15 protein-coding genes and 1 pseudogene are annotated in these 18733 nt (G+C 33.7%); 9 read left to right on the top strand and 7 right to left on the bottom strand.

The genetic code is table 11. The annotated features are described in order from the left end of the window. Nucleotides 1-105: 105 nt before the first annotated feature. Nucleotides 106-1104, bottom strand: coding sequence for an NADP-dependent oxidoreductase (locus RBB48_RS12515; protein ID WP_088122771.1), 999 nt, complete (start codon nt 1102-1104; stop codon nt 106-108). Between the two features lie 110 nt (nt 1105-1214). Then, on the bottom strand, nt 1215-1619 hold the full coding sequence (locus RBB48_RS12510; protein WP_088122770.1) for an ArsR/SmtB family transcription factor: 405 nt from the start codon (nt 1617-1619) through the stop codon (nt 1215-1217). 462 nt (nt 1620-2081) lie between these two features. Here RBB48_RS12510 and RBB48_RS12505 point away from each other — a divergent pair, with 462 nt between their 5' ends. Both RBB48_RS12505 and RBB48_RS12500 read left to right on the top strand, forming a co-directional pair. Continuing rightward, nucleotides 2082-3701 (top strand): FAD-dependent oxidoreductase, encoded by a 1620-nt coding sequence (locus RBB48_RS12505; RefSeq protein ID WP_306007718.1) that lies wholly within the window; start codon nt 2082-2084, stop codon nt 3699-3701. A gap of 380 nt (nt 3702-4081) precedes the next feature. Next, complete coding sequence (locus tag RBB48_RS12500) at nt 4082-5026, top strand: glycerophosphodiester phosphodiesterase (protein WP_306007717.1); 945 nt, start codon at nt 4082-4084, stop codon at nt 5024-5026. A gap of 43 nt (nt 5027-5069) precedes the next feature. Here RBB48_RS12500 and RBB48_RS12495 read toward each other — a convergent pair whose 3' ends face one another. The 3 genes from RBB48_RS12495 to RBB48_RS12485 form a co-directional block, all read right to left on the bottom strand. Next, nucleotides 5070-5747 (bottom strand): YdcF family protein, encoded by a 678-nt coding sequence (locus tag RBB48_RS12495; protein WP_306007716.1) that lies wholly within the window; start codon nt 5745-5747, stop codon nt 5070-5072. Between the two features lie 93 nt (nt 5748-5840). Beyond that, nucleotides 5841-6350 carry a DUF3916 domain-containing protein gene (locus tag RBB48_RS12490; RefSeq protein WP_199694479.1) on the bottom strand — a complete coding sequence of 170 codons (510 nt, stop codon included), beginning with the start codon at nt 6348-6350 and terminating at the stop codon, nt 5841-5843. A gap of 2 nt (nt 6351-6352) precedes the next feature. Then, the gene (locus tag RBB48_RS12485; protein ID WP_306007715.1) at nt 6353-7195 is read right to left on the bottom strand and encodes a LysR family transcriptional regulator; all 843 of its coding nucleotides are present in this window, start codon (nt 7193-7195) and stop codon (nt 6353-6355) included. Between the two features lie 85 nt (nt 7196-7280). Between RBB48_RS12485 and RBB48_RS12480 the strand changes: the two genes are divergently transcribed. Further along, nucleotides 7281-8513 carry an MFS transporter gene (locus RBB48_RS12480; protein ID WP_142310818.1) on the top strand — a complete coding sequence of 411 codons (1233 nt, stop codon included), beginning with the start codon at nt 7281-7283 and terminating at the stop codon, nt 8511-8513. Between the two features lie 109 nt (nt 8514-8622). On the opposite strand, the pseudogene RBB48_RS12475 reads toward RBB48_RS12480, so the two are convergent. Continuing rightward, a pseudogene (locus RBB48_RS12475) lies at nt 8623-8858 on the bottom strand (hypothetical protein). 262 nt (nt 8859-9120) lie between these two features. Between RBB48_RS12475 and RBB48_RS12470 the strand changes: the two are divergent. The 6 genes from RBB48_RS12470 to RBB48_RS12445 all read left to right on the top strand — a co-directional run bounded on the left by RBB48_RS12470 (nt 9121) and on the right by RBB48_RS12445 (nt 16811). Next, complete coding sequence (locus RBB48_RS12470) at nt 9121-10248, top strand: serine hydrolase domain-containing protein (RefSeq protein ID WP_306007714.1); 1128 nt, start codon at nt 9121-9123, stop codon at nt 10246-10248. Nucleotides 10249-10479: 231 nt separating this feature from the next. Continuing rightward, nucleotides 10480-11637, top strand: a complete 1158-nt coding sequence (locus tag RBB48_RS12465; protein WP_306007713.1) for an agmatine deiminase family protein — start codon at nt 10480-10482, stop codon at nt 11635-11637. Nucleotides 11638-12015: 378 nt separating this feature from the next. Further along, nucleotides 12016-12993: an agmatine deiminase family protein gene (locus RBB48_RS12460; protein WP_098082292.1), complete on the top strand. Its 978-nt coding sequence runs from the start codon at nt 12016-12018 to the stop codon at nt 12991-12993. Between the two features lie 38 nt (nt 12994-13031). After that, nucleotides 13032-13853: a MerR family transcriptional regulator gene (locus RBB48_RS12455; RefSeq protein WP_088064123.1), complete on the top strand. Its 822-nt coding sequence runs from the start codon at nt 13032-13034 to the stop codon at nt 13851-13853. Nucleotides 13854-13934: 81 nt separating this feature from the next. Continuing rightward, nucleotides 13935-15677, top strand: coding sequence for an amidohydrolase (locus RBB48_RS12450; protein ID WP_306007712.1), 1743 nt, complete (start codon nt 13935-13937; stop codon nt 15675-15677). Between the two features lie 96 nt (nt 15678-15773). Further along, nucleotides 15774-16811, top strand: coding sequence for an agmatine deiminase family protein (locus tag RBB48_RS12445; protein ID WP_306007711.1), 1038 nt, complete (start codon nt 15774-15776; stop codon nt 16809-16811). Nucleotides 16812-16859: 48 nt separating this feature from the next. Here the strand turns inward: RBB48_RS12445 and pepF are convergent, their stop codons facing one another. After that, nucleotides 16860-18647 carry an oligoendopeptidase F gene (gene pepF / locus RBB48_RS12440; RefSeq protein WP_098134260.1) on the bottom strand — a complete coding sequence of 596 codons (1788 nt, stop codon included), beginning with the start codon at nt 18645-18647 and terminating at the stop codon, nt 16860-16862. Nucleotides 18648-18733 lie beyond the last annotated feature (86 nt).

Genomic DNA, 18733 nt, shown 5'->3' with positions numbered 1-18733 from the left:
ATAATATGATATTTCCCCTTAAAATCTATTGTAAGGACTTCAGTGTGCTATGTCTATTTAACAGCAAATATAAAAACTCCATTTAAAAAAATGGAGTTTTTATTACTACTTAATTTTTACGATTATTTTTCCTTTTGCTCTTCCAGCCTCTGAATATTCCATTGCTTTTTGAGTATCTTCAAAAGGGAAAACTCGGTCGATTACCGGTTTGATTTTTCCAGCTTCAATATAGTTTGCGATAGTACGTAATTGATCCCCACTTGGCTTCATAAATAAAAATGAATATTGCGCATTATGCTTTTTTTCAAGTGCAGTAAGTTTTTTGCTTGCTAATGAAAATAAGAGTGTTTTAAAAAATCCGGAACCAAATTCTTTACCGAAACGAGCATTTGGCATTCCTGAAACAGAAACAATGTTGCCGCCGCTTTTTATAATATTGAATGATTTTTCAAGTGTTGTACCGCCGATTGTATCAAATACTGCATCATAATCTTTTAGTATTTCTTCAAATTTTTCTGTTTTGTAATTGATAATCTCATCTGCGCCAAGAGACTTTACTAAATCAGAACCAGCTTCACTAGCAGTTGTTGTAACGGTAGCGCCCATTATTTTTGCTAACTGAATTGCGAAAGTACCAACACCACCAGACCCAGCGTGAATTAAAATCTTTTGTCCTTTTTGTAAGTGCATAATGTCATGTAGTGCTTGATAGGATGTTAAGCCAACGAGTGGAATCGACGCGGCTTCCTCAAAACTTAAATTTTTTGGTTTTAAAGCTATATCATCCTCATGAATGGCTATATATTCCGCGAAAGTACCGATCTTATTTTTTCTTGGGCGTGCATATATTTCATCGCCGACTTTAAAACGAGTTACTTTTGATCCAACTTTTACGATGACACCAGAAAAGTCATTACCAAGGATTAGGGGCATTTCATATTTAAGTAACATCTTTACTTTTCCATCACGTATTTTAAAGTCAATTGGGTTAATACTAGCTGCATGAATTTCTGCGAGCACTTCATGTTCATTTATTTCAGGAGTAGGTACTTCTGCCATACGCATTGGAACTTTCCCGTATTTATCAATTATCATTGCTTTCATTTCTTATACCTCCAAATTTCAATAAAGTGAAACTTTAATCAGTGGGGGTTTTCTTCATCCCCCACTGATTATTAGTTGAACCAATCGGACTTTTATGGGCAGTTGATCCCCTACCTAACTTCTTTGCTTTCGCTGAATTTTGAGGCGGGGGTCTTACTGCCCATTAAAGCGGGATAAAAGTTGTGCAATAGCTTTTCAATATCTAATACAAGATTTTTTAATACACCTAATTTTGTACGTATATCAATATAATAAAAGTTTTTTGTACCTTCTTTTCGCATTAAAATAATACCGGCTTCTCGTAAAATTCTAAGGTGATGTGATACCGCTGGTCGAGAAAGGTGTGTTTGTTTCGTAATTTCTCCTACACGTAATCCGGTTTGACATTCCGTTTCCATGAGAACTAACAAAATAGCTTGACGTGTTTCATCGCCAATTGCCAATAATACTTTTTGAGAATCAATAAAATCTTTTTTTATAACATTTAATTGTTCTTGTTTATTCATTTCAATCACTTTACCTCCTGGTAATTAGTCGAAAGGTTTAAGATGATGAACCATTACATCGATACGGTAATGCTACATGATTGTTGTATGAGCTGCAATATTGGGAAAGAAAATCGAGACGAATGAAATTATATGTGTTGAAAATGAGAGGGAATAGAAAAGAATTTCATAATATATTGTTTACAGAAGATAAAGGATGAGGGTTTTATAAAAAATAAGCGGTCGTAACCCTGTATAACTTATAGGGTACGACCGCTTATCATGTTGGTGTCTACTAAAGTGAGTTGTTTCGTTTTACTCTTTCATACATGCATAATGCAAGCAGATTATAGATGTATGAAAAAATAAAAGTAATTTGGGGCGTAATCTATCTATATGATAATTCAAAATGAAATATAAGTCTATATCTTTGTTGTTTTTTTGATTATATTTATATCACTGAGCTCAGAACAATGATGGGAGGATAAATATATGAAATCGAATTACGTACCAGTTTTAATTATTGGAGGAGGATTATCAGGGTTAGCATCTGCGCTATTCCTTGCAAAACATAACGTTGATTATTTATTGGTTGAAAGGCACCCGTCTACTGCAATTCATCCAAAAGCAGGTGGAATCACTTTTCGTACGATGGAGTTATTTCGAGAATTAGGTTTAGAACAAAGAATTAGATTGGCGGGTAAAGCATTAGAAAATTGCCGAGGAAGAATAGCAGTTCATACGATAGCTGAGGCGAATAAGGAAGAATTGGCAAAAATGCGGGCGACTCAGTATGGAAATGATGAGAAGTTACTTCAAAAAATAGAAGAGATTAGTCCATCAAAACAAACGGCTTGTTATCAAATTATTTTAGAAGAGATGATGTTACAAGAAGCGAGGTCATTAGATGGAGAATTATCTTTTTATCATGAATTGGTTTCTTATGAACAAAATGAGCACGGAGTAATCGCAACGATTCGGAATCGTGAAACGGAAGAAGAAAGTATTATTCATTGTGACTATGTAATTGCAGCAGATGGAGCGAAAAGTAAAATACGTGAGCAGCTAGGGATAAGTACTGAGGGACGAGGTACAATCGGTGGCTATTATATGAATATTTATTTTGAAGTGGATTTAAGTGAGTTTATACAAGGAGATGCATTGGGTTTTACTATGGTACTTCATCCAGAAGTTCTTGGTGCGCTTATTCCAGTTGATAACGAAAGAAGATGGATTTATCATGTATCCTACGATCCATTAAAAGGAGAGGGACCAGAGGATTTCACTATAGAACGCTGTAAACAAATTATTCAAACCGCAATTGGAAGCACAAATGTTGAGCCAGAAATAGTAAGTGTTTTACCGTGGGAAGCGACAGAAAGTACTGCTACAAAATTTCAAGATAATCGCATTTTTTTAGTTGGTGATTCAGCACATATTATGCCCCCAACTGGAGGATTCGGTTCAAATACAGGAATACAAGATGCGCATAACTTAGCTTGGAAATTAGCAGCTGTTATAAAAGGGAAAGTAAATCCAAAATTGTTAGAAACATATCATAAAGAGAGATATCCTGTTGCAAAATTAACGACAGAGTATGCGAGTAGTTTATTGTTCCGTGCTGCAAGTAGAGAGGAAGGCAGTTTGAATAATATGGATGGATTAACTGTAACTGTTGGGTATCACTATTGTTCAGAGGCGATAGTAGATGACTCAGCTACTCCACATAGAATGGATATCGTAGAGTTGAACGGAAGACCTGGAACGCGAGCACCACACTTTTGTGGAACGTATGATGGAAAGGAAATTTCTATACTTGATTTATTAGGAAATGATTTTGTGTTACTTATTGGAGCAGAAAATCACGCTTGGGCCGAGTGTGCACAAGATGTTTCATCTGAATTAGGAATAAATATAAAAGTGTATCGAGTAGGTTTAACCGGAGACTTTATTGCTCAAGAAAATGTTTTTCGTGAATTATATGGGATAGAGAATGAAGGAGTTGTACTAATTAGACCAGATGGATTTATTGGATGGCGTTCGGAAAAAGCGGTGGTAAATCCAGCTGTAATGCTGGAGGAGGTAATGAATAAATTATTATGTGATTTTTAAGTAACTGCGGAAGTATTGTCTTATATGCTTCATTTTACTGAAAAAATAATATTCACAAATTTTAATAGGTTTGGTATGATTAATTTCGACAAGTTAATCGAGGCCGGAGATATTTGAGATAAGCCATATATTTATTTAGGGATACAGAAGTGTCCTCTAAATAAATTATGGCTTTTTTTATTGATGAACTGTAATCAATAAGGAGTTACATGTGAATAGGAGGGATATGGAAAATAAATAGTATAGTAATAACATAGGGGAATTATATTTGTAAGATTGGAATTTTCATATAAGCTTATAAAAATAATGAAAGTATATCTTCTATTTCGTGTAAATCTCATTAACTTGTTGAAATTTGCAACGTAGGAAGGGTTAGAAGGATGAGAAAAATTATTAGCGTGTTCGTTATTTTCTTTATGACGGGAAGTATCTTTGCTGGGGGAGCTGTTCATACAAAAGCAGAAGGGAAGCATGAATGGAATACGAATAAGTTTTTAAACATTGCACATCGCGGAGCAAGTGGACATGCACCTGAGCATACTTTTGCTTCTTATGATTTAGTGAAAAAAATGAAAGCGGATTATTTGGAGTTAGATATTCAATTAACTAAGGATGGCCAATTAATCGCAATGCATGATACAGCAGTTGACCGCACTACAAATGGTACAGGGGAAGTACGAGATAAAACATTAAGTGAAATAAAGAGCTTAGATGCAGGATCTTGGTTCAATAAAGCTTATCCAGAAAAAGCTAAGCAAGAGTATGTTGGACAAAAGATTCCGACTCTTGAAGAAATCTTCCAAAAGTACGGAAGAAGCATGAAGTATTACATTGAAACAAAATCACCAGATGTGTATCCAGGAATGGAAGAGAAATTGTTAGCGTTGTTAAATAAATATAATTTAGTAGGTCAAAACATGTCTTCTAGCCGTGTTATGATTCAATCATTTAGTAAAGATAGTTTAACAAAGATTCATAGTATGAATAAAAATATTCCGTTAGTTCAACTGCTTTGGTATTATCCAAATGAAAATAATGAGATTGTTGAATGGTCTGGTATTACACATGAACCGAAAAGTGTAACGAATGATGATTTTCAAGAAATTAAAAAGTATGCAGTTGGTATTGGGCCAAACTTACGCAATGATAACGGAGAACTAATTATTGATGAGTCATATATGAAAATGGCAAGGAAGAATGGACTGTTAATTCACCCGTATACAATTAATGAGAAACCAGATATGAGATTGTTAATTAAATGGGGTGCTACAGGAATGTTTACAAATTACCCTGATCGATTACATAGTGTGTTAAACGAAAAATAAATAGGAGAAAAGGTATACCGACGTTTTGGTATACCTTTTTCTATTATGCTAGATGATAGTAGTAGGATACATATTCCTCTAAGCCTTGAACTTCTTTTTCAGGAGGCTCAATGCCGCCTTTTCTACCATAGCAAATATTTCTCAAGTATTCTTCAAAAATCATAGAGCGACTCTTTTCATTTTCCATCCAGTTATATCTATTCATTATAAACTCACCATCGAAACTTGTATCAAATGTATATGGGATACAAGTAATAGTTTTAGGTAGATGTTTTTTTAATACTCTAAATTGCCGACCAGCTCCTAAACTTTTGCATACAAATAGTAGCCGATTAATTTTTGTGAAATCAAAAATCTTTTTCGCTTCAATTACATTAGCGATTGAATGGAGGGAGTTTGTCTCGAATAGGATAGCGTCTTTTGGTATGCCGTGTTCCATTAATTTATGTACAATTACTTCTGCTTCTGACAAATCCCCGTAATTCCAGCTCGGATGTTTCATGCCATGCAAACTAGTACCACTTGTAACGATAATTTTATTTCCTAAACCCTGTCGATAGGCTTCTAGAGGAGCTTGCCAATTGCCAGGGTGAGAACCGCCGAAAACGAAAATAACATCACATTTTTGTGGTGTTATTTCTTTTAGAAAAGTGATTTCTGTAATTTGATCGATTTGTTTTTTCGTAAGAGTAGGGACATCAGGATATTTAGGGATTACCATTTGAAAACCTCCAATAAAGTAAAATAATAAATTCATTATATAGCGATTTTGTTAGGTGAAAAAAGGGAAGCTTTTCATTTGAAGGTACCCCTTTTAAGTTAATTCTCCAACAAACCAAATTTCTTTTTTATAGCATTCACCTTCATCATAAATGATCTCTTGGAAGTGCAAGGTTTGAAAGGGAGGATAAATTGAAATTCCCCATGTCTTCCAAAAATCAGATTTATTTGAAAGAGGAATCCATTTTTGAAATTTACTATTTCTATTAAAGAAATTATGAAAGTAGTCTTCATTTTTAAATATAATTATTTGTGAATCCCACAAACTTTCTATAGAAATCAAAACAACAACTCGATATGTATGTGTATCGCTCGGTTTTATTTTTATTAAATGGTTTGCTTGATTTAATAGAGTTTGTATACATAATCGTTTTACTTTTTTAGGTGTTTTACACGAATTGATAAAAGCTTGGGAAACTGGTAAAGGCATATACCAATATTCATCGTTATAGAAAGCAGAAGGGAACGTTTTTGTATGTTCTTCAATTCGCTTTATCATCGTGTTTGTTTTACGCTTCATCCCACGTATTTTCTTTTCACGCATTGTTAAATCATCTCCATAAATTTTTGTAATGCAGCTGAGTGATATATATCTTTTCTAGTAATAAAAGTAGTAGGAACCTTTTTGAATCTATTTGGTAAAGGGTTGAATGATAAGTTATGTGCATGACCATTTAAAATAGATTTCATCATAATTGCTACGCCCATATTTAATTTTACACAGGCGAGTATTGCTTCAATTGTTCCGAACTCTAATATTCGTTTAGGCGAGATGCCTTCTTCTTGAAGCCAGTCTTCTAATAAACTTCTATAATAGCAACCTTGACTAAAAGCGAGTAAATTCATATCTTCTATGTCTGTAAGAGAGGGTAAAGGTTTTTTACTAATGAGAACTAATTCTTCTTCACGAAATACACTTGTATGAAGTTCAGCGTGCTGAGTAGAGCCAGCTATAAACGCTCCGTCTAATTTTCTTTCTAACACTAGCCTAATTAGTTGTTCGGTCGTATTTGTTTCTAAAATCAATTCGACTTTTGGGTGTTTCTCATAGTAGGCCGTTAATATAGAGGGAAGCCTTACCGCAGTTGTAGATTCTGTACATCCGATTTTCAACGTGCCCTTTGGCTCAGTTCCATTACTTTGAACCGCTTTTATAGATTGATCCATTAAGTGGATAATTTGTTTAGCGTATGTTAATAAAATCTCACCGTTAGAAGTTAAAGTTACACCTTTTCCGTTACGGTAAAATAAAGGCACACCTAATTCATTTTCTAGTTGTTTCATACGCATTGTTACGCCTGATTGTACATAGTTCAAATTTTTAGCTGCGTGAGAAATATTATTTTCCTTCGCAACTTCGTAAAATACAGTTAAATCTTTTATGTCCACGTTTCATTCCTCCGAAAAGGTATCAATTTTTTTGATGGATTATATGATGAATATTTATTTTATATGATATCAGAACTTTCATACAATGGAAGGGGGTGGAGGGATGATTGTGTTAATCGAAGAAAGGATGAAAAGTACTTATAAGTGGATGATGTTAATTGTTGCGACGATTGCTCAAACAACAGCGACGCTTATAACGTATGGTGTTGGAGTTTTGGCGTTATTTTGGAAAGAAGAATATGCGCTTACGAATATGGAGAGTGGATTGTTAGTAAGTTTTGTAAATGTTGGACCATTATTTTGTATGCTTTTTGTTGGGCGGCTACTTGATCAATATGATGAAAAGTTGTTAATTTCTATAAGTTCATTTTTGCTAGGAGGTTCGCTTTTACTAACTAATATAGTAAATGGATTTAATGGACTGTTATTTGTACTTTTATTAGTAGGAATGTTTTATAGTGTTTCCCAGCCAGGAGGAAGTAAAGTGATTTTAAAATGGTTTCCAAAAGAAAATCGTGGATTAGCGATGGGAATAAGGCAAGCTGGTATACCGATTGGTGGCGCGTTAGCGGGAGTTTTAATCCCGTTTCTTACAATACAATATAATGTGACTTATGCGATAAATAGTATGGCATGCATTTGTATAATTGGAGGTTTATTATTTTTTATGTTTTATAAAGAGCCATATGTCCAAGAGGATGTAAGGAAAGAATATATTAAAAATTCTTTATGGATGCAGCTAAAAGTAGTGATATGTAAAAAAGAGTTGTATCCAATTTATATAACAGGTATTTGCATGATTTCATTACAAATGGTGTTAGTTGGACACTTTATGAAATTTTTAGTAAGGGAACAATCCATTACATCTATTGTAGCCGGAACAGTATTTTCAGTTATGTTCTTTTCTGGAATGATTGGCCGTGTTGCATTAGCAGCTATTAGTGATGTGTTTTATAAGGGGAATCGGCGCATACCTTTATTTATAACTGTCTGTGCTTCTATCGGTTTGATTCTATTGTTAGTAATGAGCATACATACAGTAACGAGTGGAGTATTGTATGGTGTCAGCGCATTGTTAGGCTTCTTTTCAATTGGTTGGTTTAGTCTTTTTATCGTCGAAGTTGCTGAATTGGCAAGTGAAGAATCTGTTGGAATAACAGTTAGTTTGGCGCTGACATTCAATCAAATTGCTATTATTGTTGCACCTGTTTTATTTGGTTATATTGTCGATGAGAAAGGGTATACGTGTGCGTGGTTGTGTATAGTGGTATTACTAAGTATTTCGGCAGTGAGTTTATATAGTAAAAGCAAAAAATAAAAGAAAGTTAGTAATGTAAATTTTATATGAAGAAATTCTAAAGAAATGCCGAATGTGCGACATTTCTATTTTATATGTTGTATAATCAAAAAATAAATGAGATTCGTTTTCAATGACGTTCATTGCCTCTTTTGAAATTACCTGTTACTTTAGCCATAATGAGTTGTTTTTCTGTATCGTTATGTTATGTGCATGATTTATTTTGTTTAAAAATTTTTCAGCATCATTTCCTTTTAATATTTTAATTTATTTTCCGTAATATTCAATTAAAACTATGTTATTTTTTGTTACTCTGTAATGGAACATCATATCATTTAAACGATTGTGTTTATCGGTATTTTTCATCGTAACAACTCCATTTCTTATTATGTGTAACAAATGTTACATAAGCTGTTGAAATTATAGTAGGGTGTATCCGATTGTAAGGTGGAAATTTTGCAAGAAAGAAATACAATAGAGAGTAGCCAAAAACTGAATATGAGAAAAAGGAATCTAGTTTAAATAGGTGAATAATAGATAGATAATATTATGAAATATTCGAAAATTAAAAGATATAGAATAGAATGGATGCGCGTTAAGTGAAACTAGATAAAAGAGGGTTCCTATTATGCTAAAGAAATGGTTAATTGTTTTCTTTATTTTTGCTATTTTTTGTGGGAGTGTCGTTGCACTAATACATGTAAATAAAGGAAAGAAATATGATATAAAGGCATTTTCTAATGTAAATAGTAAGCAAAAGGACGGTATGCAAGAAGTTGATGCAAATGAAAAAAAGCGCTATGAAGTTGTAGCTGGAAAACTAGATCAATATTTAAAAGATAAAGGATTTAATGGGAGTGTTCTTGTAGCTAGTAAAGATCATGTAATTTTACGAAAAGGTTATGGATATGCGAATGTGAAAGATAAAGTAGTAACAACGCCAAGAACGAAATATCGCATTGGTTCTATTACGAAAACAGTCGTTGCAATATCTATTATGCAGCTAAAAGAAAAAGGGAAATTAAATATTGAAGACAATGTAAATAAGTATATTCCATCATTTCCGGCAGATAAAAACATTACGTTACGAAATTTGTTAACACATACGTCTGGGTTGCCAGATCAGGGACAAGGTAGGGTTGATGCGGCGTCACGATTAAAGTTAGTAACGTGGATTGGTGCACAAAAATTGCAATTTCCTGCAGGGACTGGGTGGAAATATACAGATTATAATTATATGGTGCTTGCGTATATTGTAGAAAAGATATCGAATAAACCGCTCGCTGAATATGTGAAAGAAAATATTTTTACGTCTGTTGAAATGCATGAATCTGGAATGGGTGCAACTCTCCCTGAAGATATTTTTTTAGCAGAAGGTTATACGAAAAAAGATAACGAGTTAATAGCTGCGCCTCGGTTAAAAATGAATTGGCTGTATGGGTGTGGTGAAATGTATACGACTGTTGAAGATATGAAAAGATTAGATGAGGCTATTATGGATGGAAAGTTGATTTCTAAACAAAGTGTATCAGATATGTTTACTGCATCATCTGTAAGAAAATATGGGTTTAGTTTCTATACTAATCCAGATTATTATCATAATCATGGTGTATTAGCAGGTTGGAATACATTTAATAATTTTAACCGGGATAAACGAACGTTTGTAATATTATTCTCTAACGTACAAAATGGTATGAATGATTCATTTAATCAGGAGTTTAGGAAAATGGCGAATGATTTAATAGAAGGAAAATAATAATTTTAAAAGTCGGTATTGATATGTAATAATCAATACCGATTTTTTTTATTTCGTAAAGTTCAGCGTGCTAAATAAGTAGGTAAGGAAGGTAGTTGAATAAATACATATAGTTAGTTAAATGATATGAATGCAAAGAGAAATTGGTAATTTTTACATTGAAGAAAAAGCTTGAGATTCACACTATGTGAAGCTTTATATTATTGGAGATAGGAACAGGAGGTTGAAAAAATGAAAAAAGTAGTAAAGTTTTGTTTAATAAGTGTATTATCCGCAACGATTATTAGTGGTTGTTCTTTTGAAGGTGGTAATGAAAATTCAAAAGGGAAAGAGAGTGAAAAAGTAGAGGTACAGAAAAAGGTTGGAAAATATACGATGCCAGATGAAAAAGATAAGCATGAAGGTACATGGTTGCAATGGCCTCATGAATACACATATGGTCAAGAATATAAGCAGGAAGTTGAACCGATTTGGGTTAAGATGGCAAGCGCTTTAACTGAGGGTGAAAAAGTTCATATTGTTGCATACGATGAGGAAGAGAAAGAGCGCATCAATAATCTTTTAATAGATAAAGGACTGAATATAGATAAAATTGATTTCTTTATCGCTCCTACTGATGATGTATGGGCAAGAGATAGTGGACCGATTTTTGTTTATGACAATAATAAAAATCTCAAAATATTAGATCCGGCATTTAATGGTTGGGGAAAGAAAACACCTTATAAAAATGATGCTCGTATACGTGAAAATGTTAGTAAACAATTAGGGGTTGAAAGGATTGATTGGGGGAACTTTGTCCTTGAAGGCGGCGCAATTGAATTAGACAGTAATGGGACTGCTTTATTAACTCGAAGTGCAGTAACAAATAAAAATAGAAATCCAAATTTATCAGAAAAGGAAATTGAAAAATATATAAGTGACCTAGGAGTATCAAACTTTATTTGGTTAGATGGAGTACCTAATTTAGATATTACTGATTTTCATATCGATGGATTTGCTAAATTCCATGGTAAATCTACCATTGTAACGATGAAAGAAGATGACCTAGCCGAATGGGGGTTGTCAAACAAGGATATGGATACATTGTTAGATGCAAAAAATGCTTCAGGACAGAAGTATAAGTATGAATACTTACCCCTTAGTAAAGATAAAGTTACTTTAGAAAATGGAAAAGCTCTCGATTATAAAGGCTCGTATATCAATTATTATATTGGGAATGCTGTGGTATTGGTTCCTAATTATAATGATCCGAATGATAAAATCGCAAACGATACGATTCAGAAGTTATATCCAGATCGTAAAGTAGTTGGTATTGATGTGAGAGAGCTTTATAAAAATGGCGGCATGATTCATTGTGTTACACAGCAACAACCGATTCAATTGAAATAATCGATTGAAATTCAGCAACCTACCGACAAAATAGGTACATTGTTACCTTTATCTATTTTGTCATGTTTTATTTTTCGCAAAAAGGAGCAAGGGCATTGAAAGGAATAATATTAACTAGTTTCATACTGATAGGGCTTATGATTCTATTATTAAATTTCATACTTTCATATAAATTTTTATTATTGTATTTTAAAACCCTGTCAAGAGTCAATTTTTCGCTCAACCACGGCTATATATTTTTTATATAAATATATAATATTTCTCCGTGCTATAATCCATTCATGAAATGTGCACGTTTCGAACATTGTTATGAAAAGAGAAATAGTTGGCATAGTGAAATTAGTTATTCAACCATTATTAAAAAGCGAGGTAAATAATATGGAACAAAAACATAATGGAATTATTTTTACTGCAATACCAGATAAATCAAATGCATATTATCGTCCATTTTATGAAGACCTGATTTATTTTAATGAATACTTAAATGAAAATAAATCATTTACTGATCAACTTGTTTCTTTATCCATTGAAGAGCAAGACTTTCATACAAGCTTTTTTGAGTATGATGATATTTGGCTAAGAGATGTTGCACCAGTTGTTACAAATCATTTAGTTAAATTTAAATATCAACCAAATTACTTACCGAAAGATCAATGGAGATATTTAGATCAACAATTTAATAAATGGTTAAAAAAGAACGATTTTGAATATGGGAAGTCTCCATTGATATTAGACGGTGGAAATCTTATTTGGAATAAAAAAGATACTGTTATAGTAACGGAACGCATATTTGATGATAATGATGATTGGACGGAAGAAGAAATTATAGAGCAACTGGAATGGGATTTGGATGTGAGCCGAGTTATTATTATTCCTGCTGAAGAAGGGGACGTACTTGCACATGCAGACGGAATGGTTAAATTTATTGATGAACATACGATGTTTATTAGTGATTTTTTAGGGGATCATGAATTTAGATATAATGTTCAAGAAATTATTCAAGAGCAAATGCCAGAAGCTAAATTTATAGTTGTTCCATCGTCATATACAGAAAAGGGACAATATGATGAAGAAATAGCATCGGCAAAAGGGTTGTATATAAATATGTTAGAAACATGTGATACGATTTATGTTCCTAAGTTTGGATTAGCTAAAGATAGGGAAGTTTTACAATATATTCAACAGCATACGGAGAAACAAGCTATTCAAATTCATGTAGGAGAAATATCGACAATGGGAGGCGCAATAAATTGTTTAACGTGGTATTGCCCTCGTCATTTATTACCTTCAAAAATGAGGAGATTGAAAAATCAGAATGAAGATTTTTCAGTTAAGAAGATTTTTGATTGGTTTTAAAATAAGCTTATAAGAAAATGTATTCAAGGGGTAAGTATATGTATACAATTACTGAGTTTTCACGGATTTGTAAAATGAGTACACGGATGCTAAGGCATTATGACAAAGAGGATATATTAAAACCAGCATATGTGAACCCGGAAAATGGGTATAGATATTATGAGCAAGGACAGTTAGAAATAGCGTTGAAAATAAAAAAGTTAAGAGAGTATAAGTTCCCTCTACCAAAAATTAAAATCATTTTGCAGTCATCAGATCAAGACTCGTTTGTGAAACATATGCAAGCACAAATTATAGAGTTGTCTCACGAAGTGAAGCAAAATTTACAGGTTATTTCAGAAATGAATGAAATGGTAAATGTGAATAATGGCCTGCATATTGCTCGCCATAGAAGTTACGATATATTAATTGGAATGAGAAATGAAATAACAGTAATTGCTCAAAGACTGCAAATAAATATAGATGATATGGATGATTATTTTTATGACTTATATGAAAAAGTACAAAAGCATAACTTATCAATAGTTGGTTCGCCCTCTACGGTCTTTTATGATGAAGAGTATATTCCAAATGAAAGTGATGTTGAATTAAGGATTCCGGTCATGCATGGGAACAATAAAGATGTAGTACAAGAATATGAAATAAAAAAATTAAATCCACATCAAGTCGTTACTACTATGCATTATGGAAGTTATGACTATATAGGCTACGCTTATATTGCGTTAGAAAAATGGATTGAAAGAAATAGTTATGTAATAGAGGGGTCACCATATGAGGTTTACATTAAGGGACCTGAATGTGATTGTTTAGTAGAGGAGTATGTGACACAAATTTGTTTTTTAGTTATGAAAATAAGCTGAGAATAAGGATTGACATTAACATTATGTCAATCCTTATTCTATTTATGTAAGTAATTCATCATAATGAAAAGGAGAAAAAATATGAAAAAAACAATCATGATTATTTGTCTGATTCTAAGTATGACATGGGTATCGGCTTGTACTCCTGGAGTAGGAGAAGGTGAGAATGGTAGTTTTGTTTTACCTAAGGAATTGCCCAAAAATGTAGTGTTTAAAAATGGTACCATCTATACTTCAAATGGCAAGCAAGACATTGTAGAGGCTGTAGCCGTTAAAGAAGGGAAAATTACATTTGTTGGTTCAAACAAAGATGTAGAAGAATTTATAAATGAAGATACGAAAGTGGTGGATTTACAAGGACGTTTTATTCTTCCTGGTTTTGTGGACAATCATAATCATATATTTGAGGCGAAATCACCAGCAGCAGGGAATTGTAGTGTTTCACCGGATGCTTCGTTGCAAGAACAACGCTCGTATTTAAAGGCTTGTAAAAAAGATGTGAAAGATGGCGAATGGATAAGTGGAACGGGATTTAGTTTGGAAGAGCTGTTAAAAGATATGGACGAAAAGTCAGAACAACAAACGCCATTACAAGTTCTTGATGAGTTATTTCCTAATAACCCTGTATTAATTATGGAAAGAACTTCTCATTCTGTCTGGGTTAACTCAAAAGCATTGGAAGTAGCGGGAATAAATAAAGAGACGAAAGATCCGCAAGGCGGAAGAATCATCCGGGATCCAGAAACAGGAGAGCCTTTCGGGCTTCTGTATGATACAGCAGGAGATATCGTGATGGAAAAAGCATGGAATTCTCAGCCTAATCTCTTTGAAAAAAATTATGAAGGTTTGCTGGACGGTTTAGATGAGGTTGCGAAGAATGGGATTACTACAGTCGGCGATGGACGTCTTTATTGGAAACGAGGCTGGTTAGATGTTTGGAATAAAGTTAACGATGAGAAAAAGTTAACGTCGCGAGTAGTACTTCGTCCGTGGGTATATCCGAACTTAAATGAAGCAGAACAAATAGAGTATTTCAAAAAGATTAAGCGTGATGATGTATCATCTCGAATGCTTATTAATCAAGTGAAGATGTATAGTGATGGAATTAGCATTAACAGTACAGCTAAAATACTAGAAAAATATAAATTTGAGTGGTTTCAGGGAACGCCGTACGGTTTGAACTATATTCCAGAAGAGAAAATGAAATGGTGGTTGAAGGAACTTAATAAACTTGGTTACGGTGCGCTCATTCATACGATTGGAGATGGCGGGGTAAGAGAGAGTTTAAATGCAATTGAGGCAGCGAAAAAAGAAGGGGCGAATCAGCCTTATACGCTTACGCATGTTGAGATGGTAGAAGATAGTGATATAAATCGTTTTGCTAAGTTAGGTATTAGCGCTGATTTCCAAGTAGGTCATGATTTTGCAGAAGATCCTAAACAAAGCTGGGCAAGTACGTATTTTACAAATCAACAGATGAAACGAATTATGCCGTTAGGACGCATTTGGAAAACAGGAGCAAACGTGTCACTTAGTAGTGATTGGGATGTAAATGAACTAAATCCACTTGTGACGATTTCGAATGCACTAAGTATTGATGAAAAGGGCTTGTCAGATGTATACGCAGCTATTGATGCATATACAATTAAGCCCGCTAAAGCATTAGGTCTTGATAATATTACTGGTTCAATTGAAGTAGGTAAATCAGCCGATATGGTATTACTAAATGAAGATATTACTAAAATGAGTGCCGATAAGATTCCGAATGCGAAAGTTTTAGTGACGGTTTTACAAGGAGAAGTAGTGTATCACAAGGGAAAATAAAGAATCAGTTTATGAAGTAGTTAATATATTTCTGTTGACCTTAACACGATGTCAAAGTTTAGACTGAACTTACATTGATAGAAGGGGTGAACACGTATGACAAAAAGTTTATTTTATATGCCTGCTGAGTGGGAGAAACATGAGGGGACATGGCTCCAATGGCCTCATGATAAAGCTCATAGAGGTGAAGGTTACAGAGCTAAGCTAGATGATATTTGGATAACGATGGCAAAGGAGCTTCATTACGGAGAAATTGTGCATATTGTTGTATATGATGAAGAAGAAAAAGTACATGTCCAATCGAAGTTAATGGAAGCGAAAGTGGATATGGATAAAATTGATTTCTTAGTTCAAGAGACGGATGATGTGTGGGTAAGAGATAATGGACCGATTTTTGTAAAAGATAAGGAAGGCAATCTCTGCTTAACACACTGGATTTTTAATGGGTGGGGTGAGAAATATCCGTATGAAAATGATGCGGGTATTCCGGCGGAAATAAGTGAAATGTATAGCATTCCAAAAGTTAATTCTAGTGTCTGTCTAGAGGGCGGGGGAATAGAGATAAACGGAAATGGAACCTTAATGGCGGCAAAAACTTCTATTATAAATGAAAATCGAAATGCTACACTAAGTCAGGAAGAGATTGAAATAGAGTTAACGAAGCATTTAGGGGTAACGAATTTTATATGGATAAGGGGCATTCGCGGTGAGGATAATTATGATGAAGATACGGATTACCATATTGATGGAGCAGCACGTTTTGTAAATGAAAATACAATTCTTTATGAATATGATCCTTTCGGAGAAAGTGAATCATACCTTTTGGAGGCGTACGAAAAGCATTATCAAGAATTGCGACAAGCAAGAAATATAGATGGAAAGCCATTTCAGCTCATACCAGTACCGGTGACAAGAAAAGTGGTAAAAGAAGCAGACTGTAAGGGCTCATATTTGAATTTCTACATTGGAAATGAAGTTGTATTAGTTCCTATATATGGCGATGAGCATGACAAGTTAGCGCTTCAAATCATGGAAGGGCAGTTTCCTGGAAGAAGAATTGTCGGTATTTATGTAAATGAACTGTTTGCGTATGGTGGCATGAATCACTGTGTGACGCAGCAACAGTTAGCATAAAGTAAGAAAAATGAAAAAAGCATGCAGAGTATATACTCTGCATGCTTTTTATAATGCTGAAAACTCTTCAACAAGTGAGCTAAAACGATTTAGTGCACTTTCAATCGGTTCTGGCGTAGTTAAATCAACTCCAGCTTTCTTCAGTAAGTTTAATGGATAGTCAGAACTTCCGCCTTTAAGGAATTCAATATAATGTTTTTGAGTATTTGGATCGCCGCTCAATAACTTATCAGCAATTTGGATTGCAGAAGCAAAACCAGTTGCGTATTTGTACACGTAAAATGGACGATAGAAATGCGGTATTCTAGCCCAGCCGTATTTTACTTCTTCGTCAAATACGAGGGAGTCGCCATTATACGCTCTAAACAAGTTTTCATAAACTTCGCTAAAGACTTGGGCATTTAATGGTTTACCTTGCTGTGCCATTTCATGTGTGATTTTTTCAAACTCAGCGAACATAATTTGTGTAAAGAAAGTGCCTTTAAATTTGTCGATGAAATGATTTACTAAATGGTTACGTACATTAGCATCTTTTGCTTCTTTTAATAAATGATGAATTAATAGCACTTCATTTACTGTAGAAGCGACTTCTGCAACAAAAATAGTATAGTGTGCAGAAATTCTTGGTTGGTATCCGTGTGAGTAGTGCGTATGCATACCGTGTCCACATTCATGAGTGAGAGTGAAAAGGCTATTTAAATCATCGTGATGATTTAAAAGAATGAAAGGATGAACACCGTATACACCAAAATTATAAGCGCCGGAACGTTTTCCTGGCGTTTCTCTCACGTCAATATAACGTTTATCTTTAAAGCTTTTTAATGTTTCAATATATTCTTCACCTAATGGAGCTAGTGATTCGATCATCATGTCAAACGCTTTGTCATATGGAATGTCTTGTTTTACACCCGCTACTAAATCAACGCTCAAGTCGTACTGGCGTAGTTCATCTACATGTAATTTTTCTTTTCGAAGTTCATTATAAGTATGTAGTGATTGAATGTTTTTTTTCGTCGTATCAATTAAATTTTCATATACTTCTTTCGGAACCATGTCGCCAAATAATGATTTTTCTAAAGCAGATGGATAGTTTCTTAGCTTTGAAACAGTAACATTATTTTTAATAGCAGCAGATAAAGTAGAAGCGATAGAATTTTTTAATTGAACGTATGGTTTGTAATAAGCTTTATAGGCTTCTTTACGTTTCTCACGATTCTCATCTTCTATTAACTTTGCATACATTCCGCGCGTTAAAGTAACTTTTTCTCCTTCATCAGTCGTCACTTCACCAAATAGTATATCTGCATTATTTAACATGCCGTATGTATGTTGTGGGGAGGAAAGTGCTTCGCCCATTTGTGATAAAATCTCTTCTTGGTCTTTATTCAATACGTGTTTTTTATAACGGTATAATTCAAATAAGTCTTCTTTATAATATTGTAAACCTTCTGCTTCTTCTATGTAAGAATGTAATGTGTTTTCATCTACGCTAAGTAAGAATGGGGAAAAGAAAGATTTAGCCGCACTTACTTTCACGTGTAATTGTGATACTTTATCGACAAGAGATTGAGCGTCAGTATCGCGCGTATCAAGATCAGATTGTAATCGTGCATAAGCGAACATTAAAGATATTATGCTAGAAATTTCTTCGCTCTTTGTTAAATAGGCTAATAAACTATTGCCATCGTGAATATGTCCATTAAACTCATGTAATTCTTTCGTTAATACTTCAATTTTATGAAAATCGCTTTCCCAATCTTCAATTGTATGATAAATATCCGTTAAATCCCATTTCTCTTTATCATCTACTTGTAGTCGATCTTTAAGTTCTGTCATAATCATTTCCTTTCTAAATATGTAGTTATATTCCTATATAACTATGAAATACAACAAATTGCAAAAAATCCCTGCTGAAAATTGAA

Source organism: Bacillus sp. MMSF_3353 (assembly GCF_030733445.1).
Lineage (GTDB): Bacteria > Bacillota > Bacilli > Bacillales > Bacillaceae_G > Bacillus_A > Bacillus_A wiedmannii.
Note: the sequence above shows the minus strand (reverse complement) of the source record. Positions and strands in the feature narration are given on the sequence as shown.

What these genes read in the sequence shown, in the direction of transcription:
- RBB48_RS12515 (WP_088122771.1), bottom strand. Translation starts at nt 1,104, where the DNA reads ATGAAAGCAATGATAATTGATAAATACGGGAAAGTTCCAATGCGTATG.
- RBB48_RS12505 (WP_306007718.1), top strand. Translation starts at nt 2,082, where the DNA reads ATGAAATCGAATTACGTACCAGTTTTAATTATTGGAGGAGGATTATCA.
- RBB48_RS12500 (WP_306007717.1), top strand. Translation starts at nt 4,082, where the DNA reads ATGAGAAAAATTATTAGCGTGTTCGTTATTTTCTTTATGACGGGAAGT.
- RBB48_RS12495 (WP_306007716.1), bottom strand. Translation starts at nt 5,747, where the DNA reads ATGGTAATCCCTAAATATCCTGATGTCCCTACTCTTACGAAAAAACAA.
- RBB48_RS12490 (WP_199694479.1), bottom strand. Translation starts at nt 6,350, where the DNA reads ATGCGTGAAAAGAAAATACGTGGGATGAAGCGTAAAACAAACACGATG.
- RBB48_RS12480 (WP_142310818.1), top strand. Translation starts at nt 7,281, where the DNA reads ATGGAAGGGGGTGGAGGGATGATTGTGTTAATCGAAGAAAGGATGAAA.
- RBB48_RS12470 (WP_306007714.1), top strand. Translation starts at nt 9,121, where the DNA reads ATGCTAAAGAAATGGTTAATTGTTTTCTTTATTTTTGCTATTTTTTGT.
- RBB48_RS12465 (WP_306007713.1), top strand. Translation starts at nt 10,480, where the DNA reads ATGAAAAAAGTAGTAAAGTTTTGTTTAATAAGTGTATTATCCGCAACG.
- RBB48_RS12460 (WP_098082292.1), top strand. Translation starts at nt 12,016, where the DNA reads ATGGAACAAAAACATAATGGAATTATTTTTACTGCAATACCAGATAAA.
- RBB48_RS12455 (WP_088064123.1), top strand. Translation starts at nt 13,032, where the DNA reads ATGTATACAATTACTGAGTTTTCACGGATTTGTAAAATGAGTACACGG.
- RBB48_RS12450 (WP_306007712.1), top strand. Translation starts at nt 13,935, where the DNA reads ATGAAAAAAACAATCATGATTATTTGTCTGATTCTAAGTATGACATGG.
- RBB48_RS12445 (WP_306007711.1), top strand. Translation starts at nt 15,774, where the DNA reads ATGACAAAAAGTTTATTTTATATGCCTGCTGAGTGGGAGAAACATGAG.
- pepF (WP_098134260.1), bottom strand. Translation starts at nt 18,647, where the DNA reads ATGACAGAACTTAAAGATCGACTACAAGTAGATGATAAAGAGAAATGG.